19 protein-coding genes are annotated in these 24,932 nt (G+C 61.6%); 8 read left to right on the top strand and 11 right to left on the bottom strand.

Annotation, left to right across the window (positions count from 1 at the left end):
- The first annotated feature begins 158 nt into the window (after positions 1–158).
- Together PSH76_RS22145 and PSH76_RS22150 are read left to right on the top strand one after the other, a co-directional pair.
- A complete protein-coding gene (locus PSH76_RS22145; RefSeq protein ID WP_078802544.1) occupies positions 159–668 on the top strand; it encodes a PadR family transcriptional regulator in 510 nt (169 codons plus the stop codon).
- Positions 665–1,432 carry a siderophore-interacting protein gene (locus PSH76_RS22150; RefSeq protein WP_069558862.1) on the top strand — a complete coding sequence of 256 codons (768 nt, stop codon included), beginning with the start codon at positions 665–667 and terminating at the stop codon, positions 1,430–1,432. Before PSH76_RS22145 ends, PSH76_RS22150 begins: the two co-directional genes overlap by 4 nt.
- A 641-nt stretch (positions 1,433–2,073) precedes the next feature.
- Here PSH76_RS22150 and PSH76_RS22155 read toward each other — a convergent pair.
- Both PSH76_RS22155 and PSH76_RS22160 read right to left on the bottom strand, forming a co-directional pair.
- Complete coding sequence (locus tag PSH76_RS22155; protein ID WP_032893371.1) at positions 2,074–2,700, bottom strand: Pr6Pr family membrane protein; 627 nt, start codon at positions 2,698–2,700, stop codon at positions 2,074–2,076.
- A gap of 4 nt (positions 2,701–2,704) precedes the next feature.
- Positions 2,705–2,938: a VF530 family DNA-binding protein gene (locus tag PSH76_RS22160; protein WP_032893373.1), complete on the bottom strand. Its 234-nt coding sequence runs from the start codon at positions 2,936–2,938 to the stop codon at positions 2,705–2,707.
- Between the two features lie 170 nt (positions 2,939–3,108).
- Between PSH76_RS22160 and PSH76_RS22165 the strand changes: the two genes are divergently transcribed.
- From PSH76_RS22165 to PSH76_RS22180, 4 genes are all read left to right on the top strand, one after another.
- Positions 3,109–5,127, top strand: a complete 2,019-nt coding sequence (locus PSH76_RS22165) for a TonB-dependent receptor (protein WP_305492923.1) — start codon at positions 3,109–3,111, stop codon at positions 5,125–5,127.
- A 467-nt stretch (positions 5,128–5,594) separates the two neighbouring features.
- On the top strand, positions 5,595–8,012 hold the full coding sequence (locus tag PSH76_RS22170) for a glucose/quinate/shikimate family membrane-bound PQQ-dependent dehydrogenase (RefSeq protein WP_044272077.1): 2,418 nt from the start codon (positions 5,595–5,597) through the stop codon (positions 8,010–8,012).
- A gap of 170 nt (positions 8,013–8,182) precedes the next feature.
- Positions 8,183–9,028, top strand: a complete 846-nt coding sequence (locus tag PSH76_RS22175) for a 2OG-Fe(II) oxygenase (RefSeq protein ID WP_305492924.1) — start codon at positions 8,183–8,185, stop codon at positions 9,026–9,028.
- Positions 9,029–9,062: 34 nt separating this feature from the next.
- Positions 9,063–10,469, top strand: a complete 1,407-nt coding sequence (locus PSH76_RS22180) for a pyridoxal-dependent decarboxylase (RefSeq protein WP_305492925.1) — start codon at positions 9,063–9,065, stop codon at positions 10,467–10,469.
- Here PSH76_RS22180 and PSH76_RS22185 read toward each other — a convergent pair.
- The 9 genes from PSH76_RS22185 to PSH76_RS22225 form a co-directional block, all read right to left on the bottom strand.
- Complete coding sequence (locus PSH76_RS22185) at positions 10,466–12,802, bottom strand: bifunctional diguanylate cyclase/phosphodiesterase (RefSeq protein ID WP_305492926.1); 2,337 nt, start codon at positions 12,800–12,802, stop codon at positions 10,466–10,468. The genes PSH76_RS22180 and PSH76_RS22185 overlap by 4 nt on opposite strands.
- 207 nt (positions 12,803–13,009) lie before the next feature.
- Positions 13,010–14,185, bottom strand: a complete 1,176-nt coding sequence (locus PSH76_RS22190) for a PotD/PotF family extracellular solute-binding protein (protein ID WP_032893382.1) — start codon at positions 14,183–14,185, stop codon at positions 13,010–13,012.
- Positions 14,182–15,156, bottom strand: coding sequence for a GTP-binding protein (locus PSH76_RS22195; protein WP_032893385.1), 975 nt, complete (start codon positions 15,154–15,156; stop codon positions 14,182–14,184). The genes PSH76_RS22190 and PSH76_RS22195 overlap by 4 nt, the downstream gene beginning before the upstream one ends.
- A 110-nt stretch (positions 15,157–15,266) precedes the next feature.
- A complete protein-coding gene (locus PSH76_RS22200; RefSeq protein ID WP_056789941.1) occupies positions 15,267–15,569 on the bottom strand; it encodes a hypothetical protein in 303 nt (100 codons plus the stop codon).
- Between the two features lie 13 nt (positions 15,570–15,582).
- Entirely contained in the window at positions 15,583–16,332 is a 750-nt protein-coding gene (locus PSH76_RS22205; protein ID WP_032893388.1) for an SDR family NAD(P)-dependent oxidoreductase, read from the bottom strand.
- 69 nt (positions 16,333–16,401) lie between these two features.
- Positions 16,402–17,163 carry an SDR family NAD(P)-dependent oxidoreductase gene (locus PSH76_RS22210; RefSeq protein ID WP_032893390.1) on the bottom strand — a complete coding sequence of 254 codons (762 nt, stop codon included), beginning with the start codon at positions 17,161–17,163 and terminating at the stop codon, positions 16,402–16,404.
- A gap of 10 nt (positions 17,164–17,173) precedes the next feature.
- On the bottom strand, positions 17,174–18,514 hold the full coding sequence (locus PSH76_RS22215) for an MFS transporter (protein WP_032893391.1): 1,341 nt from the start codon (positions 18,512–18,514) through the stop codon (positions 17,174–17,176).
- A gap of 142 nt (positions 18,515–18,656) precedes the next feature.
- Positions 18,657–19,535 (bottom strand): polysaccharide deacetylase, encoded by an 879-nt coding sequence (locus PSH76_RS22220; RefSeq protein ID WP_032893393.1) that lies wholly within the window; start codon positions 19,533–19,535, stop codon positions 18,657–18,659.
- An 11-nt stretch (positions 19,536–19,546) separates the two neighbouring features.
- On the bottom strand, positions 19,547–20,878 hold the full coding sequence (locus PSH76_RS22225; protein WP_032893395.1) for an amidase: 1,332 nt from the start codon (positions 20,876–20,878) through the stop codon (positions 19,547–19,549).
- 347 nt (positions 20,879–21,225) lie between these two features.
- On the opposite strand from PSH76_RS22225, the gene PSH76_RS22230 reads away from it, so the two are divergent.
- Together PSH76_RS22230 and lon are read left to right on the top strand one after the other, a co-directional pair.
- Positions 21,226–22,215, top strand: coding sequence for a GntR family transcriptional regulator (locus PSH76_RS22230; RefSeq protein WP_305492927.1), 990 nt, complete (start codon positions 21,226–21,228; stop codon positions 22,213–22,215).
- A 145-nt stretch (positions 22,216–22,360) separates the two neighbouring features.
- Complete coding sequence (gene lon, locus PSH76_RS22235; protein WP_047712670.1) at positions 22,361–24,781, top strand: endopeptidase La; 2,421 nt, start codon at positions 22,361–22,363, stop codon at positions 24,779–24,781.
- Positions 24,782–24,932: the final 151 nt, after the last annotated feature.

Consider the following 24,932-nt stretch of genomic DNA (forward strand, 5'->3'; position numbering starts at 1 on the left):
TTAAAGTTATAGCTCTAAAATCCAATCAGGTCCAATAGTTGTTAGTTGCTTAGTGGACCAAGCCTGTGCAGCCGCCAACGACCGTTGGTCGCCAGGCACTATCCTTAGCATTAAGATATATCTTACGTTATATCTAAACCTGCACAGAGGACCTGCCCATGAAACACGAACATCGCGGCGAGTTTGAAAAACGCGGCGGTCGCGGCCCACGGGTGTTCGCCCCTGGCGACCTGAAGCTGCTGCTGTTGTCACTGATCGCCGAGCAACCTTGCCATGGCTACGACCTGATCCGGCGCATCGAGGGCTTGTTCGACGGCGCCTACAGCCCCAGCCCCGGCGTGATCTACCCCACCCTGACCTTTCTTGAAGAGAGCGAGCTGATCAGCGGCGACGCCGATGGCGGAAAAAAACGCTACACAATCACCGACCCCGGTCGTCTCTTCTTGAGCGAGCAAGCCGTTGCCCTGGACGGTGTGCGCATGCGCCTGGATGTCAGCAAGCGCTCGCTGCGTGGCCACGACCGCCCACCAGAGATCCACGAGGCGGTGCACAACCTGCGCCACGCCTTGCATTCGCATAACGGGCATTGGAGCCCGGAAGAAATCATTCGTGTCGCGGCGCTGCTCAATCGCACCGCCCAAGCCATTGCCGACGGGACAGACCAATGAACACTCAAACCATTCATCGCGTGACCCACGAAATCAAACGCCGCCGCCTGCAAGTACTGCGGGTGGTCGATATCACCCCGCGCATGCGCCGCGTCACCCTGGGCGGCCCTGAGCTTGCGGGGTTTGTCAGCCTGGGCAGCGACGACCACATCAAGTTGTTGTTCCCGCAGAACGCCCAAGAGCAAGCGGCGCTGGAAAGCCCGAGCTTCAGCATCAAGGGCGACGGCCCGCAACCGGCGATGCGCGACTACACGCCACGGCGTTATGACCTGAGCATTGGCGAGTTGGACATCGACTTTGTGCTGCACGGCGATGGCCCTGCCTCCACCTGGGCCGAGCAGGTTCAGGTCGGTCAGCATCTGTACATAGGCGGGCCACGGGGCTCGATGATCGTGCCGGATATCTTCGACAGCTACTTGCTGATTGGTGATGAAACGGCGATCCCGGCCATCGCTCGGCGCCTGGAAGAGCTGCCCGCGGGGCGCAAGGTATTGGCGGTGATTGAAATCGCGGATGCGGCGGAACAGCAGGTGCTCAGCAGCGCAGCCAAGGTGGAAGTGATCTGGGTGCTGCGCGGCCAGGACGACCTGCTCGACGTGGTGCGCAACCTGACCTTGCCCAGCGGCACGCTGTACAGCTTCGTCGCCACCGAAACCAAGCTGTCGCGCCAGGTACGGCGGGTGCTGCTGGACACGCACAAGGTCAACGAGCAATACCTCAAGGCCGTGGGTTACTGGCGTGCTGAGGGCAGCGAGGAAGAATAAATAATGTGGGCTTGCCTGCGATGCAAACACCTCGGTTTATCAATTACACCGAGGTGATGCTATCGCAGCATAGGTATCTACATAACTTTGTGGGCTTTAGCAGCAGACGGTAACCACGATGCGAAGCGAGCCGCTCTTGATCTGCTTTTGATCTGCTTTTGATCTTGATCTTAAGCGCCCCGTCAAACCACGCTGGCCGGAATTCGACAGGGATTTGGGGGGTAAACCGGCAGGGATGCCGGTTTAGCCGCCCCGCGCCATGGATGGCGCGTGGCGGCGGCCCCCCAAATCACTGGCGGATTACGGGCACACCGAGCCTAGGCGAGGTGCCGAGTGGTGGGGCAAGAGCGCTTTGCTTACTTTCGCGCTTTTCGAAAGTGAGCCGCCGTCAGGGCGGAACCCTAAGTCGCCGTTACCGCAGCAATGGATATGTACCCAATCCAACTGTGTTGACTGTCAGGCCGTCATCGCAGGCAAGCCAGCTCCCACAGTTTGATCGCGGGGCGGCAGGTAGATAAGTGTCAGCTGTCAGGTCGTCACGGGAGCAAGCTCCCTCGCCACAGGTTCAGCGTCGCACCAGAATTGTGTGGATACCTATGGCTATCACAGGCAAGCCAGCTCCCACATTAATGGTGCTCACTTTAAATCGAGGGGGATTTGAGGTGCTTGTCCAGGCCAATGATCGCCAGCGCGATGACGATGAACCCTGCCAAAATACCTGCGGCATTCACAAACACCTGTGGATAACCGAGGCTGTCCACATCCATGAACGGGTACTGATACTGCCCGAGCATATGCCCGCGCAGCAGCACATAACCGAAGTACACCAATGGGTAAATCACCCAGCCGGCAATGTGCTTGAACCGCAAGGTGCCCTTGGGCACACACCGCCACCAATACACCACAAACAGCAACGGCATGACGTCGTGCAGCAACTCATCGGCGATAAATTGAAAGCCTTGCGGGCTCCACAGATGTCGCAGCAGCAGGTTGTAGGCCAGGCTCACCACCACGATGCTCGCCGCTATCGCACTACTGATGCGGGGCGCGAGGAAAAACCGCTTGGCGCCAGAGTCGCGCTCGACCAGTGAGTAGCTGAGCACCACGACCACCAGGGTATTGGTCAGCACGGTGAAGAAGCTGAAAAAACTGATCAAGCCGCCCAGCAAGCTCGCGCCGCTGGTCCAGCGCGAATAGAGAATCAGGTATTGCTGGATCGCCAACCCCACCCAACCGGCCAAGGCGGCCGCCGCGACAAAGCGCTTCATGCTTTCAATCCAGGGGGCGCTTGGTACGCATCAGTTTGACGTACAAGCCTTCGACTTTTTCCCGCGCCCAAGGGGTTTTGCGCAGGAAGGTCAGGCTCGACTTGATGCTCGGGTCACTCTTGAAGCAGCGGATATCAATGCGCTCGGCCAAGCCGCTCCACTCGTAATGGTCCACCAGGGTGGTGAGCACGTGTTGCAGGGTCACACCGTGGAGCGGGTCGTTGCTTGTCGCGGTCATGCCGGGCCTTTTGCAAAAAGAGGAAACACAGCCGCGCACCTTAGCCGACGAGGCCTGCAGGTGGAAGCATCGCATTGAATATAGCCCGTGAAGAAAAGTTCCCCTTTTTCGGAAAAAAGAGATGTTATATTGTAACTTTACTTAACAACCTTTTTGCCTAGGAATATCCGATGTCGCTGCCTTCTCTCTGGTGCTTGTCGCCCCTCGCCGCCGCCCTGTTGATCGGCTCCCAGGCCCATGCCCTGGAACTGCCACCCCAAGTGGTCACCGGCAACCCGCTGGGCAGCGAACAGCTGGCCTCGCCCACCACCGTGCTGGAAGGCGATGACCTGACCCTGCAACAAAAAGGCAGCCTCGGTGAAACCCTGAACAAGCAGCCGGGCGTGTCGTCTTCGTACTTTGGCCCGGGGGCCAGCCGCCCGATCATTCGCGGCCAGGATGGCGACCGTATTCGTATCCTGCGCAACGGTGTGGGGGCGTTGGATGCCTCGTCGCTGTCCTACGACCACGCGGTGCCGCTGGACCCGATCAACGTTGACCGCATTGAAATCGTGCGCGGCCCGGCCGCCCTGCTGTATGGCGGCAGCGCCATCGGTGGGGTGGTCAATACCTTCGACAATCGCATCCCCACCGAGGCCATCGAGGGCATCCATGGCGCTGGCGAGTTGCGCTACGGCGGCGCCGATACCACCCGAAGCAGCGCAGGCAAGCTGGAAGCCGGCAACGGCACCTTCGCCTTGCATCTGGACGCCAATGCGCGCGAGTTCAACGACCTGAAAATCCCAGGTTATGCGCGCAGCCGGCATGCCCCGGAGAGCGAGAACGGCCCCGGCAAAAACGGGCGCCTGGGCAACAGCAATGGGCGCCAGGACGGCGGTGCGGTGGGCGGCTCCTACACCTGGGACGATGGTTATGCCGGGCTGTCCTACAGCAATTACGACAGTAACTACGGCTCACCCGCCGAGCAGGATGTGCGCATCCGCATGAAACAGGACCACTACGCCTTTGCGTCCGAGATCCGCAACCTGCAAGGGCCGTTTACCTCGGTGAAACTCGACGCCGGTTACACCGACTACGAACACCGCGAAATCGAAGGCGGCGAAACCGGCACCACCTTCAAGAACAAAGGCTATGAAGCGCGGGTAGAAGCGCGTCACCAGCCCATTGGCCCGTTCGATGGCGTGGTCGGCGCCCAAGTGACCCGCAACGAGTTCTCGGCCTTGGGCGAAGAAGCCTTCGTACCGCAGACCGACACCAACGCCGGCGCGCTGTTTGTCCTCGAAGAAATGCAAGCCACCGAGCGCCTCAAACTCAGCCTCGGCGCACGCCTGGAACACACCAGCGTCGACCCGAACGCCAAAGGCAACGAGCGTTTTGCCAATGCCGACAAGAGCAGTAACTTCACCGCCGGCAGCCTGTCATCCGGCGCGGTGTACACCCTCACGCCGATCTGGTCCCTGGCCGCCACCCTGGGCTACACCGAACGTGCGCCGACCTTCTACGAGCTGTACGCCAACGGCGCCCACGTCGCTACCGGTACCTATGAGTTGGGCGATGCCAACCTGAAGAAAGAAAAGGCCGTGTCCAGCGACCTGGCCCTGCGCTTTGACAATGGCACCCACAAGGGCAGCTTCGGCGTGTTCTACAGCCACTTCTCCAATTACATCGGTTTGTTGGGCACGGGTCGCACCCTGAACGATGAAGGCGAAGAGGACGCGGGTGGTATTCCCGAGTATGAATATTCTGGCGTGCGCGCACGTTTTGCCGGCTTCGAAGCCCAGGATCACTGGAAGCTCGGCGAAGGCGCCTACGGCAAGTTTGCGCTGGAACTGTCGGGCGACTATACCCGCGCCACCAACCTGGACACCGGCGAAGCCTTGCCACGCATTGCGCCCCTGCGCATGAGCAGCGGCCTGCTGTGGGAACTGGACCGCTGGCAGGCGCGTATCGACGTGGAACATGCGGCAGGCCAAGGGCGTGTGCCGGATAACGAAAGCGGCACCGACGGCTACACCACCCTTGGCGCCAGCGCGGGGTATCGCTTCAATGTGGGCGGCAGCCAGTGGCTGGCCTTCGTCAACGGTGAAAACCTGACCAACCAGACCGTGCGCTATGCCAGCTCGATCCTGCGCGACATCGCGCCGGCGCCGGGGCGCAGTGTGCAGTTCGGCGTTCGCACCACCTTCTAACCGTCACCTCAACCCCCTGTAGGAGCGAGCTTGCTCGCGAAAAACGCCAACGATAACGCGCGCTTCCTGAATAAACGTGGCGCCTGGGTGTTTTTCGCGAGCAAGCTCGCTCCTACAGGGGGGGCGTGCCCAACCCCTATTTTTGCAGCGACTATCTGTCACTGTTACCAAAACTGAAATGATGCATCTTGCGATTCACCCTTTCTCAAAACGCCCCGCCGCATTATCCTTCGCAACAATCTGAAACGCTTCACCTCCGGGTTGATCCCATTTGCCGAATTTCCCTTCACACAAAGACAGCGCTGTCTTAAACCGACCTGCGCCGGGGAATCTGTTGCCTGCCTGTGGATAACCCGGTTATCCACAGAAAAACTCAAAAATAACGATGAACCAAGCCCGTGCCGAATCGTCATCTACAGTGAAGCACGGGGTTACATAATTATTCCAACGTCACGGAGAAACACACTATGAGCACTGATGGTGCTTCAAGCCCAAGCCGCCTGCTGCCCAGGCTGCTAGGCGTCTTGCTGCTGATCATGGGGCTGGCCTTGCTGGCTGGCGGCGTCAAGCTGAGCATGCTCGGCGGGTCGCTGTACTACCTGCTCGCCGGTATCGGCATCACCCTGACCGGCGTGTTGCTGCTGGCCACCCGCCGCGCTGCGCTGGGCCTGTACGCACTGGTGTTGTTCGCCAGCACCGTGTGGGCACTGTGGGAAGTCGGCCTGGACTGGTGGCAGTTGGTGCCGCGCCTGGCCCTGTTGTTCGCCCTGGGCATCGTCATGCTGCTGCCGTGGTTTCGCCGTCCGTTGCTGCGTGGCCAAGCCGCGCCGCTGGGCACTGGCGCCCTGAGTGTGGCCGTGGTGCTGGCGGGCGCTACCGCCCTGGCCAGCCAATTCACCAACCCAGGTGAAATGGTCAAGACCGGCCAACTGGACCGCGATGCGGTACCGGGTATGGCCAGCGCTGCGCCAACTCAAGCCGATGGCGACTGGAATTCCTATGGCCGTTCGGCCTTCGGTGACCGTTACTCGCCACTGGCACAGATCACCCCGGAAAACGCCCACAAACTGGTGCCGGCGTGGACCTATCGCACTGGCGACATCCCTGGCCCGGGCGATCCCGGTGAAACCACCGCGGAAAACACCCCGCTGAAGGTCAACGGCATGCTCTACGTGTGTACGCCGCACAGCCAAGTGATTGCCCTGGACCCGGACACCGGCAAGGAAATCTGGCGTTTCGACCCGAAGATCACCACCCAGGGTGCTGAGAGCTTCAAAGGTTGGGCGCACATGACCTGCCGTGGCGTGTCGTACCACGATGACGCTGCCTACGCTTCCGAGCAAAGCCCGACTGGCACAGCCAGCCCGGCCGCCGCACCGAATGCCTGCCCGAAACGCATCTTCGTGCCGACCGCAGACACCCGTCTGATCGCCCTGAACGCCGACACCGGCAAGATGTGCGAAGACTTCGGTGACAAAGGCCAGGTCGACCTGCGTGCCAACATCGGCAGCTTCGCCCCAGGCGGTTACTACTCCACCTCGCCACCGGCCGTGACCAAGAACCTGGTCGTGATCGGCGGTCACGTCACCGACAACGTTTCCATCGACGAGCCAAGCGGCGTGATCCGTGCGTTCGACGTGCACACCGGCAAGCTGGTGTGGAACTGGGACAGCGGCAACCCGGACGACACCACCCCGTTGGCCGAAGGCAAGACTTACACCCGCAACTCGCCGAACATGTGGTCCATGTTCGCCGTGGATGAAAAACTCGGCATGCTCTACCTGCCGATGGGCAACCAGATGCCCGACCAGTACGGCGGCGACCGTACCGATGACTCCGAGAAGTACGCCGCGGGCCTGACCGCCCTGGACATCGACACCGGCCACGTGAAGTGGACCTTCCAGTTCACCCACCACGACCTGTGGGACATGGACGTGGGCGGCCAGCCTTCGCTGATCGACATCAAGACCGCTGCGGGCGTGAAGCAGGCCGTGATGGCGTCGACCAAGCAAGGCAGCATCTACGTGCTCGACCGCGCCACTGGCCAGCCAGTGGTGCCCGTCAATGAGATTCCGGTGCCACAGGGCGCAGTGGCGGGCGACCGCACCTCCCCTACCCAACCCAAGTCCGACCTGAACTTCATGCCGCCGCCGTTGAAAGAACGCGACATGTGGGGCGTGACACCGTTCGACCAGATGCTGTGCCGGATCGACTTCAAATCCATGCGCTACGACGGCCCGTTCACGCCGCCGTCCCTGCAAGGTTCGATCGTGTACCCAGGCAACTTCGGCGTGTTCGACTGGGGCGGCATCTCGGTTGACCCAGTGCGCCAGATCGCCTTCGTGAACCCAAGCTACATGGCGTTCAAATCCAAGCTGATCCCGGCGGCCGACATCGCCAAGCAAGGCCCACGCGTCAGCGAAACCGAAGGCGTGCAGCCGAACAAAGGCGCGCCGTATGGTGTGATCCTTGAGGCGTTGCTGTCGCCGATGGGCCTGCCGTGCCAGGCACCGGCATGGGGCTACGTGGCCGCGGTCGACCTGACCACCCACCAGACCATCTGGATGCACAAAAACGGCACCGTGCGTGACAGCTCGCCGGTTCCAATCCCGCTGACCATGGGCGTGCCTAGCCTGGGCGGTACGTTCACCACCGCCGGTGGCGTTGCGTTCCTCAGCGGCACCCTGGACCAGTACCTGCGTGCCTATGACGTGAAAAACGGCAAGCAACTATGGGAAGGCCGCCTGCCTGCAGGCGCGCAAACCACCCCGATGACCTACACCGGCAAGGACGGCAAGCAGTACGTGCTGGTCATGGCGGGCGGTCACGGTTCCCTGGGCACCAAGCAGGGTGATTATGTAATGGCGTTCAAACTGCCGGATTAAGTAGCACTGGCGGTAAAACAAAGGCGGCTGCCCAAATGGGCAGCCGCTTTTTTTTGCCTGTCGAAAATGCCCCGGCGGTTTCCCCTCTGCCCTTTAAAACTAATTTAGAGCGCACGCCCTGCGTAATACAAAAAGGCGTACGGATAACACTTTAAAGGGAGCTTCACTGCATGACGGACCATGTCGCTACAAAACCGATTCTTTCCACCCCCACAAAAATCCTGGAACTTGAACACCTCACTACTGCCACTCTGAAAAAACTCATCAGTGGCGAAGTGCTTGCCATTCGCGTACCTGAATTTGCCAACGCAACCACCAGCGCACGGTTGATTCAGGCCATCGACGACACCGCCACCCTGGAACACTACGGCCATGAAACCTACGAAGAGGGGCGCGTGGTTCAGCACTTCTATGGTGTGCATCGCTGGGGCACCCCGTTCAACTCCACGTACGGCAAGGCCGCCGGCAGTGATGCCCAAGAGAAATATTATGCTGACGCGGCCCGTATGCGTGGCCTTATCGACAGCCTCTGTGCACCGCAAAAACCGCCCATTCAACAGCTGATGGAACAGTTCCAGGCGCTCTGGCCGCAAGGTGCAACAGCCGCTGCGTTCCAGGGCCAACCGATGTTTTGCGGGATCATCCGCGTCATGTTCCCGGAGACGGCGCACCTCTCGGAAACGGTGCCCCATGTGGATTGTCTGCCCCGTTCAATCGCTGAGTTGCAGCAGCAATTCAGCGCCAATATCTATCTTGAAACGCCGCCTTCGGGAGGCGAATTGATCATCTGGGATACCCAAGCCTTTAGCTATGACCAGGTCCAGCGCTTCGAGGGTGCCCAACTGCCCGAACAGTGTTTACAAAAACCGCTGCGCATCCGCCCGCGCCAGAACGAACTGGTGCTGATCAATACCCGCCGCCCCCACGCCATCTGCGGGTTTGATTCGGGAAAACGCGTCAGCATGCAGTCGTTTATCGGCTATACCCCCGGTGAACCGTTTTACTTCTGGTGCTAATACTTTTATCGCTCGTGCACATGGACGTTTATCTATGACCCCCGAAGAATTCCGCCAACATGGCTATGCCATGATCGACCTGATTGCAGACTACCGACAGAACATCGAACAACGCGGCGTGCAGCCCACCACCCAGCCTGGCGAGATCAAAGCTGCCCTGCCGGCCAGCCCGCCTGACACCGCCGAACCCTTCGAACAGATCATGGGCGACGTCGAAAAACTGATCATGCCCGGCTTGCTGCATTGGCAGCATCCCAGTTTCTTCGGGTTCTTCCCTTCCAATGTGGAACTGTCCTCAGTGCTGGGCGATTGCCTGAGCACCGGCCTGGGTGTGATTGGGTTGTCCTGGCAATCCAGCCCGGCCCTCACCGAAATCGAGGAAGTCACCACCGACTGGCTGCGCGACATGCTCGGCCTGGGCAACACATGGAGCGGTGTGATTCAGGACTCGGCGTCCACCTCCACCCTGGTGGCGCTTATCAGCGCCCGGGAACGCAGCTCCGATTACGCGCTGATGCACAACGGCCTGCAAAACAGCGGCGCGCCCTTGATCGTCTACACCTCAGCCCATGCCCACAGCTCGGTCAACAAGGCGGCGATCCTGGCCGGGTTCGGCCAGAACCATATCCGCACCATCGCCACCGATGCACACAATGCAATGTCGCCCCAGGCACTGGCGCAGGCCATCGAACAGGACCTGGCCGCCGGCAACACCCCCTGCGTGGTGATTGCCACCACCGGCACCACGGCCGCCATGGCGATCGACCCTCTGGATGCGATTGGCGACCTCACCCAACGCCATGGCCTGTGGCTGCACGTGGACTCGGCCATGGCTGGCGCGGCAATGATCCTGCCGGAATGCCGGGCCCTGTGGGATGGCATCGAAAAGGCCGACTCGCTGGTGCTCAACCCGCACAAATGGCTGGGCGCGGCCTTCGATTGCTCGGTGTACTTCGTGCGCGACCCCGAGCATTTGATTCGCATCATGACCACCAACCCGAGCTACCTGCAGTCCAGCGCAGACGGCCAAGTGCGAAACTACCGTGACTGGCGGATTTCCCTGGGCAGCCGCTTTCGCGCCTTGAAGTTGTGGTTTCTGATACGCGAGCAAGGCGTCAGCGGCCTGCAAGCGCGGCTGCGGCGAGACCTGGCCAATGCGCGCTGGCTGGCAGAGCAGATCGAAGCCACTGAACACTGGACACTGGTGGCCACGCCCGCCTTGCAAACCCTGTGCATTCGCCACGAACCGCCGGGGTTGGAAGGTCAGGCCCTGGATACTCACACCCGAGCCTGGGCAGAAAAACTCAACCAGTCAGGCGATGCCTACGTCACCCCCGCCCTCCTCAATGAGCGCTGGATGGTGCGGGTGTCTATCGGTGCGCTGGGCACCGAACGCCAGCATGTCCAAAGGTTGTGGGCGCGACTGCAAACACTGGTCTAAGTAGGCACCCGCTCACGCCGCATCCACCGCTCGAACGCCAGGGCATTGAGCGGCCGGCTGATCAGGTAGCCTTGGGCGGTGTCGCAGCTCCAGCGTTTGAGCAAGGTGAGGCTGTGTTCGAACTCCACGCCCTCGGCCACCACCTTGAGCCCCAGGCTATGGCTCATCTCGATGGTGGAACGCACGATCACGCCGTCGCCGCTGGTGCTGTCGAGGTTGCGTATAAAGGACTGGTCGATCTTCAGTTCTTGCACCGGCAGGCGCTGCAGCTGTGCGAGGGAGGAGTAACCGGTGCCGAAATCATCCACCGACAGGCTGATCCCGCAGTTGCGCAACTGCTCCAGCACGCTGAGGGCCTGCTGCGGGTTGTGCATGATGGCGCTCTCGGTGATTTCAAAAATCAAATGCTCGGCGCTCACGTGGTATTGAGCCAATAGCGCGGTAACGCGAATGGCCAAGTCATCATCCGCCAAGTCGTTCACCGAGATATTCACCGACAGTTGGATAACCAGCCCACGCTGCGCCCATTCGGCAATCTGGCGGATGGCTTCCTCGATCACCCACAGGGTCAGGGCGCCCATGCTGCCGGTGCGTTCGGCCAGGGGAATGAACTCTGCGGGGGACACTTGCCCCAGCGTAGGGTGTTGCCAGCGCAGCAAGGCTTCGGCCTGGCTCACGTGCCCGTGCCGCAGGTCAAGCTTGGGCTGGTAGCACAGGAACAACTCGCCTTCGATCACGGCGCGGCGCAGGTCGCGAATCAGGCTGATCTGACGTTGGTAGGCCAGGTCGCGGTCCGGTTGGTAGATCTGCAAATGCCCCGGCAGGTTGGCCGCGTCGTGCCGGGCGATGGCCGCGCGGTTGATCAATTCTTCCACCTGCTGCCCGTCAGCAGGGTACGCGGCGATGCCGATGCTCACCTCATGGCGCACTTCGTCATTGCCGAAGCGCAGGGGTTCGGTCAATGCCCCATGCAACTGGTCGGCGCGGGCTACGGCAGAGTCGATCTCGGTGTTTTCCAGCAACAACAGAAACTCACTGCCGGCGATGCGCGCGGCGGTGTCGCTGGCCAACAGGCTGCTGGACAAGCAGCGGCTGGCCTCGCACAACATGTGCTCGACCCCTTCGGGGCCAAACCCTTCGTTGATGAGCCGGTAGTTTTCAATGCCTACGTACAGCAATACCACCGGCCGCCTCGCGCTGATCGCACTGCCCAGGCGCTCCATGGCCAGGGCGCGGTTGGGCAGGCCGGTGAGCGGGTCATGCAAGGCATTGTGGGCCAGTTGCCGTTCGCGCAGGGCGATGCCGCTTTGCATGGCATTGAACGCACGCGCCAGCAGGCCGAACTCGTCGTGGCTACGCACCCGCACCGGGGTGCGGTAGTCACCGGCCCCGATCCGTTCAGCGGCTTGCACCAGCGCATTGAGCGGGCGTGACACGCGCCGCGCCAGGAATAACGCCACCGCCAGGGACACCAGCAGCACCCCCAGGGCAATCCCCATGAACTGCCGGTCCAGCGGCGCGAAGGATTCCAGCGCATGGTCCAGCGGGCTTTGCAGCAACACGCGCACTTCATCGCCCTCGCCGCTATTGGCCAAGGGCAACACCTGGCTGAGCACACGCTGGCCATGGAACAGCTGGATCTTCGCCTCGGGATCGACCTGCGTGCCATGCAAGAGGCTGACGATGCTTGGGCGCCAATTGCCAGGGTGGGTGGTGAACAGTTGCCCCAGATGGCCGTCCTGCACGCTGAGGAACGACACCTCCAGGTTGCTCATGGAACGCAGTTCATGGGCAAATTGCGTATCCATGGGAAAGCCCATGACCACGCGGGCGATAGGCACAGGCCCGAGCACATCTTTTTGCACCAGCAAATAGGGGCGCCCGGCCATGGCGACGATCAACATTTGCTGGCCGCTGCGCCGCGCCTTGCGCAAGGCATCGGCATATGGGAACAACTGGCCTCGCGTCTGCACCAGCAGGGTACTGACCATGACCCTGTCATCCAGGCCCAGCACCACCACTTCGCTGGAACTGACCCCGGTACCATGGGTGCCCAGCGCCTCCAGGATCGGCACCGTGCGACCACCGGCCACCGCCTGCTTGAACGGCCCATCGGCGGTGAGCCAGTCCAACCCGTACTGCAAGCGCCGCCCGCGCAGGTCCAGCAGGCGCTCGAACACCTGCCGCCCCGTGTTCAGCTGTACGTCGGCCTGGTTCTCCACCGCGCGGGTGGTGGCGGCCTTCACGGCAAAATAGGTGGCGGCCACGACCACCAACAACAACAGCGCCAGCACCCCGGCAATACGGGTCTGAAACGTGTGGCGCCAGTGCATGGCCGTACCCTCGGGCCGTGCTCGTCGCTCTTGGCCGTGCTTTCCTGATGTCATACGCGTCCCTGCCGACTGCTAACCGGCGTCAAAAAAACATCCTTTTTTATGGGGGATTTTATTAAAGCAGGTTAGCTGGGACTGGGGATAAGTAAACCCAATAAATAGAGGGGGTTTAGCGTCACATTATTGACTCGATTTTCACCAAGCCGACTAGTTACCTCGTGCCCGCATGAAATCCCCCCAACGCCTCACCAGATAGTTGTGTTCATCCATCACCGAGTTCCACACCGCAATATGCCCCATGCGTTGCTCATAAGAGCCTCCATCGCGCACCTCTCCAATATCAATCAACGGCAAGCCATCGCTGCCCAGCAACTCTTCGCGCGCGGGTTTGCCCGCGTACCAGTAATCCCATTCGGCACTGCTCAAGTGGTCTCGCGTACGCGCCGGGTTGCCGATGTAGTAACCCTGGCGGGCCATCACCGCGCCAGGCCAGCCGGACAGCCACCAATTCAAATATGCGTAGGCCGCATCCAGCACCGGCCCCTTGGCATGCCGTGACAGGGACAGGCCGCCGAACCAGGCGCGGTAGCCCTCGCGAGGCACGGCCAAGCGGTATTTCACCCCCGCGCGGTGCAGACGCATCAAGGTCGGCGACCAAAGGCTCTGGATATCGATGCTCGGGCTGAGCATCAATTGCGCGGCCTCTTCATCATCCGACCAGAACGCGGCGAAGTGCCCTTGTTTCTGCTTGCGCACCAGAATGTCGGCCAGCACGTCGATCTCTTCGATGCTCATGTTGCCGATGTCCTTGAACGTGGCGAGGCCGGCGCCCTGCACTGCCAACGCTGCATCCAGGGCGCCGATGGCGGCGTCGCTTTGCAGCGCAGTGCGGGCGCCCCAGGCCGGGTCGAGCAACCAGCCCCAGCTTTCATTGCCATGACAGAAACCATCGGGCAAACGTTCAGGGCGGTAGGCGAAGCTGTCGGCGTTGTGGGTCAACGGCAACATACTGATGCGCTCAGTGACGGTGCTGCCCAGGCTGCCATCGTGCTGCACGAACAGCCGCTCACTGGGCACACTGCCGCCGCCCAGGCGGTCATCGGCCGAGAGGCGGCCGCGCTTGGGCAGGTCATTGATCTCGTGCCACAGGGCGATACGCCGCGTGTCGATGGGCTGAATCGCCCGCGCCGGCCACACAAAGTCCACGTTATGGAACCATTGGTCATACAGGTCGTAGCTATCGGGCTGCATCACTGCAATGCGCTGGGCCTGCTCGACGTCATGCACTTGGTACACCAGGCGAATGCCCAACTCCTGCTCGGCGCGTCTACGCAACGTTTCGAGCAGGGTCACGGAAGTGCCGAGGACGCGTAAGGTGATCATGCCGCGAACCGCCGGGAGAACACCTCAAAGGAGCGGCGCAACAATGCCGGGTCAAGGCCGCGCAAAATAAACACCAACCGCGATTGCCGGTCGCTTCCCGGCCACGCGGGCAAATGGGTCGGGGTATGCAGGCAGTGCTGCACGCCATGAATGACGATGGGAGCGTTACTGGCGTTCACGTTGAGCAGCCCTTTGACACGAAGGATTCGTTCGCCGTGGCATCTTAGCAGCATCGACAGCCACACCCCGAAACCGACCCAGTCCAGCGGCTGATCGAAGGTCAAACAGCACACCTGCGCGGCGCCGTGGCAGGCCGTGGTGGTTTGATGCAGTTGCCAGCGGCTGACTTCCAGGGCCGGCTCGGCGCTGCGCAAGCCTTCCCCCAGCAGCAGTTGCTCACCGCTGTGGACAGCCTGGGTATCGAGGATCGGAGTACCGGCGTTGAGGGCCCGCAGGTGCGTGCGCAGGGGCTCGCAGTCGTCGACCAGGTCGGTCTTGCTCAGCAGCAAACGATCCGCTGCCGCCACTTGCGCCAACCACTCCGGGTGCAGGCGCTCTTGCAGAGCGGCATGGCTGGCATCGACCAGCGTGATGACCAGGCCGATATGAAAGCGCCCGCGCAACTGCATGTCGTTGTTCAAAGTTGCAAGGATCGGCGCCGGGTCGGCCAGGCCGGTGGTTTCCAGGATCACCCGTTTGAACGCCGGAATCTCCCCGCGCTCGCGACGCTGCAGCAGGCCAAGCAGCGCATCTTTCAACTCACCGCGAATCGAGCAGCACACGCAGCCGCTGGGCAGCAGCACGGTGTCGGGCGCGACCTCTTCCACCAGCAGATGATCGATCCCGACGTCGCCGAATTCATTGATCAGCAAAGCGGTGTCACCGAGGCTCTCGCCTTGCAGCAGGCGGGTAAGCAAAGTGGTTTTGCCACTGCCGAGGAAGCCGGTGATTACATTCAGGGCGATGCTCATTTTCTACCTCCACTCACTGTAGGAGCGAGCTTGCTCGCGAAAAACCTGAGAGCGCCGCGTTCATCCAGGCAGCGCGTTATCGTTAACGTTTTTCGCGAGCACGCTCGCGCCTACAATGGGTTGTGTTCCAAATGGTCGAGCAGGGTGGGATCGAGGGGATCCAAGGGCCGCCCCAGCATGCTTTCAGCTGCTTGCCAGAGTGGGTCTAAACCGCTCGCCAGTGCCTGTTTACCGGTGGCACCGATTAGCAGGTAAGAGGCACCTTGAAAGTCTTCGACCTTGAGCCGGAACACCGCCAGCACCTGGTTGATCGCCGCAATGCGGCGCAGGCGCTCACGCCGTCGCGGCAAGGCGTCGCCCAAAGGGTCGCTCCAATGCAGGTCTTCACCCAACAGCCCGCAGAGTCCACACATGGCTACACCCCGCTCATGGCATGACGTCGCCGGAATTCGGCCCCAGGGTCTGGCCCACGAACAGGTTGCCGCCGGGCTCGCTGGCCAGCAGTACCGCCACCGGCGCGACTTCATCCGCCAGGCCGAAGCGGCCCAGCGGCAGCTCGGCGGCCTTGGCGCGTTTCCAGGTGTCGCTGATGCCGCCCACCAACGGCGTTTCGATGGGCCCGGGGGCGATGGCGTTGACCAGCACATTGTCCTTGGCCACTTCCAATGCCAGGGATTTGGTAAAGCCGATCACCCCGGCCTTGGCTGCAGCATAATGGGTCAGCTCGGCGCCGCCCTTGATACCCAGTTGCGAGGCAACGTTAATGATCCGCCCCCAGCGCTGCGCAAGCATATGCGGCAAGGCGCGCTGGCTGGCGATAAAGACGCTGGTGAGATCGACGCGCAGCATGTCGTTCCACATCTCAATGCTCAGGTCGACACAACGCGCCTGGGTGAGCATGCCGGCGTTGTTGACCAGGATGTCGATGCCGCCAAAGTGTTCGACGCAGCGGTCGACACTGGCCTGGGCGCCTTCGACGCTGCCGACGTCGGCCAGGCATTCGACCACCTCGGCCCCCAGGTTGCGGCAGGTGATCGCGGTTTCAGCCAGACTCGCGGCATTACGGTCGGCCAGCAGCAGGCGTGCGCCTTCGGTGGCGTAGGCGCGGGCGATGGCGGCACCGATGCCGCTGCCGGCGCCGGTGATGACGGCGCGGCGGTGAGTGAGTTGACTCATAAAAACTCCTGAAAAAACACGGTTCCCTGTGGGAGGGGCTTGCCCCCTCCCACATTTAGGTTGAGCACGTCAGTCCGGCCAGCGCACGGTCAGGCCACCGTCGATCACAATGCTTTGGCCCGTCAGGTAGCTCGACGCATCACTGGTCAAGAACTGCACCAGCGACGCCACCTCATCCGCCCGCCCGACTCGCCCCAGCGGGATCGCCCGCGCCGCTTTCGCCAGGCCCTCAGGCCCCAACGAGTTCTGCGCATCCAACGACTGCGGCGTCTCGATCAAGCCGGGAATCACCGCATTGCAGCGAATCCCCAAGGGCGCCAACTCCACCGCCAATGAACGACACAGCCCCGGCACGCCGGCCTTGGCCGCCGCGTAATGGCTGTGTTCCTGCCAGCCATACACCCCACCGGCAATCGACGATATCGCCACCAGCGCACCGCCTTCGTTCATGTGCCGAGTCGCGGCGCGGAAGGTGCGCATTACCCCGGTCAAGTCGACATTGAGCATCTCGTCCCACAGCGCGTCGGTCATCTCCAGCAACGGCGCGCGGCGCAACAACCCGGCGTTGGCCACCGCGTAATCCAGGCGTCCGAAATGCTGCACGGCCTGCTCGGCCAGGGCGTCAACCGAGGCGCTATTGCCCACGTCCAAGGGCAGCATCACGCACTCGCCGCCCGCCGCTTGCACCTGCGACACGGTGTCCTGCGGGTCATGGGGGTCAGCCGGGTAATACCCGCCCACCACCGCCACGCCATTGCGCGCATATGCCACGGCGAGGGCTTGGCCGATGCCGCTGGCGGCACCGGTAATCAAGGCAACTTTGCGTTTCATCGAACACTCCTTACTGGACAGTTTCCGGGCGTACGTGGCGCGCGGCGAACATCAGGGCTCCGGACAGGAAGCACGGCAACGCACCGAACCACAGCGCGGCGGTCTGCCAGTCACTGCCGGCGGCCAATACTTGGGTGGCACCAAAGCCTGCGATCACTGCACCAATCGGGCCCATGGCATGGATGATCGCGCCGCCGGTGGCGCGGATGCTGGTGGGAAAACTTTCGCTGATAAAAAACAGCGCCGCCGAGTACGGTCCGATCAAAAAGAACAGGCCCAGGCTATACAGCCCGACCACCATCGGCATATTGCTGGGCCCAAACAGCATGCCGGCGAACGCCAGGCCGCCGAGCATCCAGCCAAGGCCGATCACATTGCGGCGGCCGATCTTGTCGCCCATCCAGCCGTGGCTGAGGTAGCCGCAGTAACCCACCAGGTTCGACAGCACCAGGATGATCAGCGAATTCTCAAACGAGATGTGGTGCACGCTGACAATGACCGACGTTCCCAACACGCTGAACACCTGGATGGCCGCCCAGTTGAGCAGCAGCGCGGCACCGATCACCAGGGTGGCACGGCGCGCCGGGCCACGGAACGCGGCTTTGAGGCCGGCTTTGCTGTGCTCGTCGTAGTCCACGCCGTAAGTTTCAGCGACGTTCTGTGCTTCTTTTACCGCACCGCTTTTGCGCAGTTGACTGATGCGCTGGTGGATCTGGAACTGCGGGCTCTCCTTGAGCTTGCGCGCCATGATCGCGATCACAATGGCCGGGACGGCGGCGAAGATAAAGCAGCCCTGCCAGCCGACAATCGGCAGCAACAGCGCGGTCAAACCTGCGGCGATCAATGCACCGACCGGCCAGCCGCCCTGCACCAGGCTGTAGATAAACCCGCGCCGCTTGGTCAGCCGCGGATCCTCTGAGGCGCCATACAGTTCGCTCAAGTAGGTGGCGTTGACGGTTTCCTCGGCATAACCCAGGCCGCCCAACGAACGGATCAGAATCAGCGGCGACTTGCCCCACGCGCCGCCAATGGCGGTGAGTGCCGAGCACAACGCGGAGCCGGCCACGGTGAAGATAATGCCGGTGCGCCGCCCCAATTTATCGACCACGGGGCCAATGGCAAAGGCCACCACCGCCGTGCCCACTGCCACCCAGGTCGCAATCTCAGCTTGCTCGACTTCACCCCAACCGAAGTGCCGGCCAATTTCCGGCAGCAAGGTGCCGAACAGAATGAAGTCATACACCGCAAACACCCAGGCAAAAAACGCGATCCAGGTGGCAAAGCGCACTTCCTTGGATGTCAGTTGCCGGGGTTTCCAGCCAGTCAGGTCAAGCTTGTTGTAGATAGACATGAATCGCGCCTCAAGGGATAGGGGTTGCCCTTCTGTAAGAGCGTGCTTGCTCGCGAAGAACGCACAGGCACTGCGTAAAACCAGGTGGCCTGCGTTATCGTTGACGACCTTCGCGAGCAAGCTCGCGCCTACCGGGTGGACGTCAGGTACGCGGTTGGCGGCGAATAAAATCGTCGGCGATTTCGTTGAAGGTGACGAAGCGCACGCCGGCATGGCTCTGGATGTGTTCGATCAAGCGCTCCAGCATCAACAGCACTTGCGGGCGGCCAGACACGTCGGGGTGGATGGTCATGGTGAACACGGCATGTTCGTGTTCGCGGTAGACCCAGTCGAACTGGTCACGCCACATTTCTTCCAGATGGCGCGGGTTGACGAAGCCGTGGCTGTTGGGGGCTTTCTTGATGAACATCATTGGCGGCAGGTCGTCCAGGTACCAGTTCGCCGGGATCTCCACCAGGTCGGTTTCTTCGCCGCGCACCAAAGGCTTCATCCAGGTGTCGGGGTGCTGGCTGTAGTCGATCTTGGTCCAGCTATCCCCCTTGCGCACGTAGTAGGGGTGGAAGTCGTTGTGCATCAAGCTGTGGTCGTACTTGATGCCTTTTTTCAGCAGCAGCTCGTTGGTGACCTTGCTGAATTCCCACCATGGCGCAACGTAGCCGGTGGGACGTTTGCCGGTGACCTGGGTGATCAGGTCGATGGATTTGTCGAGCACGATCTCTTCTTGCTCGGCGGTCATGGCGATGGGGTTTTCGTGGCTGTAGCCATGCACACCGATTTCGTGGCCAGCGTCGGCCACAGCCTTCATCTGCTCGGGAAAGGTTTCCATCGAGTGGCCCGGGATAAACCAGGTGGTGCGCAAGCCGTAGCGTTCAAACAATTTGAGCAGGCGCGGCGCGCCGACTTCACCGGCGAACAGGCCACGGGAGATGTCGTCGGGCGAATCTTCGCCGCCATAGGAACCGAGCCAACCGGCGACGGCGTCCACGTCAACGCCAAATGCACAGAGAATATCTTTAGCCATGGTGTGTCTCCTTAACGAGTCAGTACGGATTCAACGGCCAACGCCGCGCCTAACAGGCGTGCGTCTTCGCCAGTCGGGGCGCTGAGCAGCAACCCGGTGGGCAAGCCCAGGGCGTCGCGGCCGCTGGGCAAGCTGACGCCTGGCATGTCGAGCAAACTGCCCGGCATGGTCAGGCGCAGGGTGGCGAGGTTGGTGGTGACGAACAGCTCGTCGTCGGCCTCCAACGCTGCCAAAGGCGGGGCGACGTGGGCGACGGTCGGTGTTATCAACAGGGCACCGTCGAGGTCATCGAGCAATTGCTGTTGCAGCCGCCGACGCGCGTCGATCACGTGCAGGCGTTGACTGGCCGGCAGCGCGCGTGCGGCTTCGAGGCGGCGGCGCACACGGGGGTCGAGTTGCTCGGCGTCGGTGCTTTTCAGCAAGGCTTCGTGCAGGGCAAACGCTTCGAATGAACCGAGCCAGCCGTGCTCTTTGATCAGCGCCAGGGTGGCCTGGAACGTGGCGGATGGGCGCACCTCGATCAACGCACCAGACGCCCTCAGCTGGTCGGCGGCGTGCAGCAGGTTATCGCGCACGGCCGGCTCGATACCTTCCAGCGCGCCTTGCTCCAAGACCAGGCGCAGGCCCTTGAGGCTAGTGGCGACATGGCGCTGGCTTCGGCCATGGAGCACGTCGTCGAGGGCCAAGGCATCACGCACACTGCGCGTCAGCGGCCCGAGGCTGTCGAGGCTGTGCGCCAGAGGAAAAACGCCCTCGCGACTGTAGCGCTGGCAACTGCTGCGATACCCCACCACGCCATTGAGTGCCGCAGGGATACGGATCGAGCCCGCGGTGTCGGTGCCCATGGCAATCGGCACAATGCCCGCCGCCACGGCGACCGCCGACCCCGAGGACGAACCGCCGGGAATGCGTGGCTGATCGCTGCTGCTCGGGTTATGGGGTGTTCCGAAATGCGGGTTCAGGCCCAGACCGGAGTAGGCCAGTTCGCTGAGGTTGGTCTTGCCCAGGCTGACCATACCGGCGCGACACAACCGTTCAACACAGGGCGCATCTTGCACGGCAGCCGGCGCATGGCGACGGTAGGCAGCACCGGCCGTGGTGACACTGCCGGCCATGTCGAACAAATCTTTCCAAGCCAGAGGCACGCCGTCGAACTGGCTCAAAGGCTGCCCGGCGCGCCAGCGTGCGGCGGATGCTTGAGCCTCACGCCGAGCACGCTCAGCCGTCAGAGAGATGAAAACGCTGGGGGCCATGCTTGCATGAAGAAGGGCTTGCTCAAGCACCTGCACCGGATCACTGCGACCACTGGCGAAGGCTTCGGCCATGGAAGTGGCATCTGACATCAAGATGACCCTCTAAAACGTACAAATTAATAAAATGTACATTTTATAAAGGCAGCTTTCGTGCCAGTCTCATCAAGGCGTGGTCCCCACGCTTCAGGTTTTATCTGCTGAGGTACGGGCTAGATACCTTTTGATAAGGTGAAAAAAATTGACGAATGGATGGACATGCGTCCCGAATGAAATAATGTATCTTTTATTATAAAATACATTTTGGTGCAGAAAAGTAACATCCTGTCCTGCACAGCCCCAAAAATGTGCCGCCGACGTGGCGCAGAGTGACAGCCCATCTATGAGAGAATCCCCGGCCAGCGTCCTGCAAGCCCAGAGCTTTTTACTTAGAGAAACAGATGAAAACAGTGTCCGCCTCGGCCTCCCGTTACGCGATGATTCACCAGATTTTGCGCGACGCGATCGTCAACGGCACCGCCCGTCACGGGTTGGTATTGCTTGAAGCGCCGCTGGCTGAACTGTTCGGCACCAGCCGTGTGCCGGTGCGCAAGGCGCTGGACCTGTTGCATGCCGAAGGGCTGATTTGCCGCTTCAATGGCCGCGGTTACCTGATCAATCCTGACGGCCTAAACATGGAGCCTCTGCGCCTGCCCTTGAGTCATGGGCACCTGGGCCTCAACCACGATGATGAGCTGGTGGACACCCGGCCATTGGGCGAGCGAATTGTCGAGGAGATCGGCGCGGCGCTGTCCACCTGCATCGCGTTCGGCCATTACCGCCTGGACGAGCAAGCCGCGGCTGACCACTACGGCGTCAGCCGCGCCGTAGTGCGCGAAGCGCTGATGCGCCTGCGCGACCGCGGCCTGGTAGAAAAGGAGCCGTACTCCCAATGGCTGGCCGGGCCCTTGACCGCCCGCGAAGTCACCGAAGACTACGAGCTGCGTGCCTGCCTGGAGCCCGAAGCCCTGCGCCAGAGCGCGCCTGACCTTGACCGCGACCTGCTCCAGGCAATGTTGCAGCGCGTACTCGACGCCCAGGCCAGCCCCCATTGCAGACTGGAAGCCATCGAACAAATTGAAGAAGACTTGCACCAGCGCTGCCTGGCCGGCCTGCAAAACCGCAAGATCGCCGCACTGATCCGCCAGGGCCAGAGCCCGATGATCATCAGTCGAATCTTCTACCGTTTACTGGGGATCGGCGCCGATCCTGCCATGTTGACCGAACATCGGCTGATACTTGAGCTGTTGCTGCATGGGGCATTTGATGCTGCGGCGCTGAACCTGCGCGAGCATTTGCAGCGGGCCAGCCAGCGCATGTTGCAGCGCCTGAAAGTGCTCTCGGTACTCCCCGAACAACCGCTGCCTGCCTACCTGCACAAAATCAGCTGAGAAGGTGAGTGAGGCTTGCTCCCTCCCCCACCTTGGCCGCACCTCTCCCGTTATTTCATGCAAATTGTTGCTAACGACGCCCCGCCATTGAAACCACCGCAACCCCGCCCCATCTAACCTGCATACTTACTGATGCAGGTGCCCCATGAGCGACCAGCAAGAATTTCCAGATTACGACCTCAACGATTACGCCGACCCCGAAAACGCTGAAACCCCCTCGTCCAATACTGGCCTGGCGCTGCCTGGGCAAAACCTGCCAGACAAGGTCTACATCATCCCGATCCACAACCGGCCGTTTTTCCCGGCCCAAGTGTTGCCGGTGATCGTCAATGAAGAGCCCTGGGCCGAAACCCTGGAGTTGGTGAGCAAATCCGACCACCATTCCCTTGCGCTGTTTTTCATGGACACGCCGCCCGAAGACCCACGGCACTTCGACACCTCCGCCCTGCCGCTGTACGGCACCCTGGTGAAGGTGCACCACGCCAGCCGCGAGAACGGCAAGCTGCAGTTCGTGGCCCAGGGCCTGACCCGCGTGCGCATCAAGACCTGGCTCAAGCACCACCGCCCACCGTACCTGGTGGAAGTCGAATACCCGCACCAGCCCAGCGAGCCGACCGATGAGGTCAAGGCCTACGGGATGGCGCTGATCAATGCGATCAAGGAACTGCTGCCCCTCAACCCGCTGTACAGCGAAGAGTTGAAGAACTACCTCAACCGCTTCAGCCCCAACGACCCGTCGCCGCTCACCGACTTCGCCGCCGCCCTCACCTCGGCCACCGGTAATGAGCTGCAGGAAGTGCTGGACTGCGTGCCCATGCTCAAGCGCATGGAAAAAGTGCTGCCCATGCTGCGCAAAGAGGTGGAAGTCGCGCGCCTGCAAAAAGAACTCTCCGCCGAAGTGAACCGAAAGATCGGCGAGCACCAGCGTGAGTTCTTCCTCAAGGAACAACTCAAGGTCATCCAGCAGGAGCTGGGCCTGACCAAGGACGACCGCAGCGCCGACGTCGAACAGTTCGAACAACGCCTGCAAGGCAAGGTGTTGCCGGCCCAGGCACAGAAGCGCATCGATGAAGAGCTGAACAAACTGTCGATCCTGGAAACCGGTTCGCCGGAATATGCCGTCACGCGCAACTACCTGGACTGGGCCACCTCGGTGCCGTGGGGCGTGTACGGCGCAGACAAACTCGACCTCAAGCACGCGCGCAAGGTACTCGACAAGCACCATGCGGGCCTGGATGACATCAAAAGCCGCATCCTCGAATTCCTCGCCGTGGGCGCCTACAAGGGCGAAGTCGCCGGTTCCATCGTATTGCTGGTAGGCCCGCCGGGCGTGGGCAAGACCAGTGTGGGCAAGTCCATCGCCGAATCCCTGGGGCGGCCGTTCTATCGCTTCAGCGTCGGCGGCATGCGCGACGAGGCCGAGATCAAGGGCCACCGCCGTACCTACATCGGCGCCCTGCCCGGCAAGCTGGTGCAGGCGTTGAAAGACGTGGAAGTGATGAACCCGGTGATCATGCTCGACGAGATCGACAAGATGGGCCAGAGCTTCCAGGGCGACCCGGCGTCGGCGCTGCTCGAAACCCTGGACCCGGAGCAGAACGTCGAATTCCTCGACCATTACCTGGACCTGCGCCTGGACCTGTCCAAAGTGCTGTTCGTGTGCACCGCCAACACCCTGGACTCGATCCCGGGCCCGTTGCTGGACCGCATGGAAGTGATTCGCCTGTCGGGCTATATCACCGAAGAAAAAGTCGCCATCGCCAAACGTCACCTGTGGCCCAAGCAATTGGAAAAAGCCGGCGTGGCGAAAAACAGCCTGACCATCAGCGACGGTGCCTTGCGCGCCTTGATCGATGGTTATGCGCGAGAGGCCGGCGTGCGGCAGTTGGAGAAACAACTGGGCAAGCTGGTGCGCAAGGCGGTGGTCAAGCTGCTGGATGAGCCGGACTCGGTGATCAAGATCGGCAACAAAGATTTGGAAAGCTCCCTGGGCACGCCCGTGTTCCGCAATGAACAAGTGCTGTCCGGCACCGGCGTGATAACCGGCCTGGCCTGGACCAGCATGGGCGGCGCCACCTTGCCGATTGAAGCGACGCGCATCCACACGCTCAACCGCGGCTTCAAGCTCACCGGGCAGTTGGGTGAGGTAATGAAAGAGTCCGCCGAAATCGCCTACAGCTACATCAGTTCCAACCTGAAGTCGTTTGGCGGCGATGCGAAGTTCTTCGATGAAGCCTTCGTGCACCTGCACGTACCAGAAGGCGCCACCCCCAAAGACGGCCCGAGTGCCGGCGTGACCATGGCCAGTGCGTTGCTGTCTCTGGCCCGCAACCAACCGCCGAAAAAAGGCGTGGCGATGACTGGCGAACTGACCTTGACCGGGCATGTACTGCCGATTGGCGGGGTGCGCGAGAAGGTGATTGCGGCCCGGCGCCAGAAGATTCACGAATTGATCTTGCCGGAGCCCAACCGTGGCAGCTTTGAAGAGTTGCCGGACTATTTGAAGGAAGGGATGACGGTGCACTTTGCCAAACGGTTTGCGGATGTGGCGAAGGTGCTCTTCTGATAGATCTCTAGCGCCTGGATTGGCCCTATCGCGGGCAAGCCCGGCTCCCACAGGGATCGGCGTTGTTGATGACAACGCGGTCAAATGTGGGAGCGGGCTTGCCCGCGATGGCGCCAGCCGCCATACCGCACGCCCTCTTGTCACACCTTGT

Origin of the sequence: Pseudomonas sp. FP215, from assembly GCF_030687795.1 — a bacterium.
GTDB lineage: Bacteria > Pseudomonadota > Gammaproteobacteria > Pseudomonadales > Pseudomonadaceae > Aquipseudomonas > Aquipseudomonas salmasensis.

Coding starts and splice junctions, on each gene's coding strand:
- PSH76_RS22145 (WP_078802544.1), top strand. CDS start 159: ATGAAACACGAACATCGCGGCGAGTTTGAAAAACGCGGCGGTCGCGGC.
- PSH76_RS22150 (WP_069558862.1), top strand. CDS start 665: ATGAACACTCAAACCATTCATCGCGTGACCCACGAAATCAAACGCCGC.
- PSH76_RS22155 (WP_032893371.1), bottom strand. CDS start 2,700: ATGAAGCGCTTTGTCGCGGCGGCCGCCTTGGCCGGTTGGGTGGGGTTG.
- PSH76_RS22160 (WP_032893373.1), bottom strand. CDS start 2,938: ATGACCGCGACAAGCAACGACCCGCTCCACGGTGTGACCCTGCAACAC.
- PSH76_RS22165 (WP_305492923.1), top strand. CDS start 3,109: ATGTCGCTGCCTTCTCTCTGGTGCTTGTCGCCCCTCGCCGCCGCCCTG.
- PSH76_RS22170 (WP_044272077.1), top strand. CDS start 5,595: ATGAGCACTGATGGTGCTTCAAGCCCAAGCCGCCTGCTGCCCAGGCTG.
- PSH76_RS22175 (WP_305492924.1), top strand. CDS start 8,183: ATGACGGACCATGTCGCTACAAAACCGATTCTTTCCACCCCCACAAAA.
- PSH76_RS22180 (WP_305492925.1), top strand. CDS start 9,063: ATGACCCCCGAAGAATTCCGCCAACATGGCTATGCCATGATCGACCTG.
- PSH76_RS22185 (WP_305492926.1), bottom strand. CDS start 12,802: ATGCACTGGCGCCACACGTTTCAGACCCGTATTGCCGGGGTGCTGGCG.
- PSH76_RS22190 (WP_032893382.1), bottom strand. CDS start 14,185: ATGATCACCTTACGCGTCCTCGGCACTTCCGTGACCCTGCTCGAAACG.
- PSH76_RS22195 (WP_032893385.1), bottom strand. CDS start 15,156: ATGAGCATCGCCCTGAATGTAATCACCGGCTTCCTCGGCAGTGGCAAA.
- PSH76_RS22200 (WP_056789941.1), bottom strand. CDS start 15,569: ATGTGTGGACTCTGCGGGCTGTTGGGTGAAGACCTGCATTGGAGCGAC.
- PSH76_RS22205 (WP_032893388.1), bottom strand. CDS start 16,332: ATGAGTCAACTCACTCACCGCCGCGCCGTCATCACCGGCGCCGGCAGC.
- PSH76_RS22210 (WP_032893390.1), bottom strand. CDS start 17,163: ATGAAACGCAAAGTTGCCTTGATTACCGGTGCCGCCAGCGGCATCGGC.
- PSH76_RS22215 (WP_032893391.1), bottom strand. CDS start 18,514: ATGTCTATCTACAACAAGCTTGACCTGACTGGCTGGAAACCCCGGCAA.
- PSH76_RS22220 (WP_032893393.1), bottom strand. CDS start 19,535: ATGGCTAAAGATATTCTCTGTGCATTTGGCGTTGACGTGGACGCCGTC.
- PSH76_RS22225 (WP_032893395.1), bottom strand. CDS start 20,878: ATGTCAGATGCCACTTCCATGGCCGAAGCCTTCGCCAGTGGTCGCAGT.
- PSH76_RS22230 (WP_305492927.1), top strand. CDS start 21,226: ATGAAAACAGTGTCCGCCTCGGCCTCCCGTTACGCGATGATTCACCAG.
- lon (WP_047712670.1), top strand. CDS start 22,361: ATGAGCGACCAGCAAGAATTTCCAGATTACGACCTCAACGATTACGCC.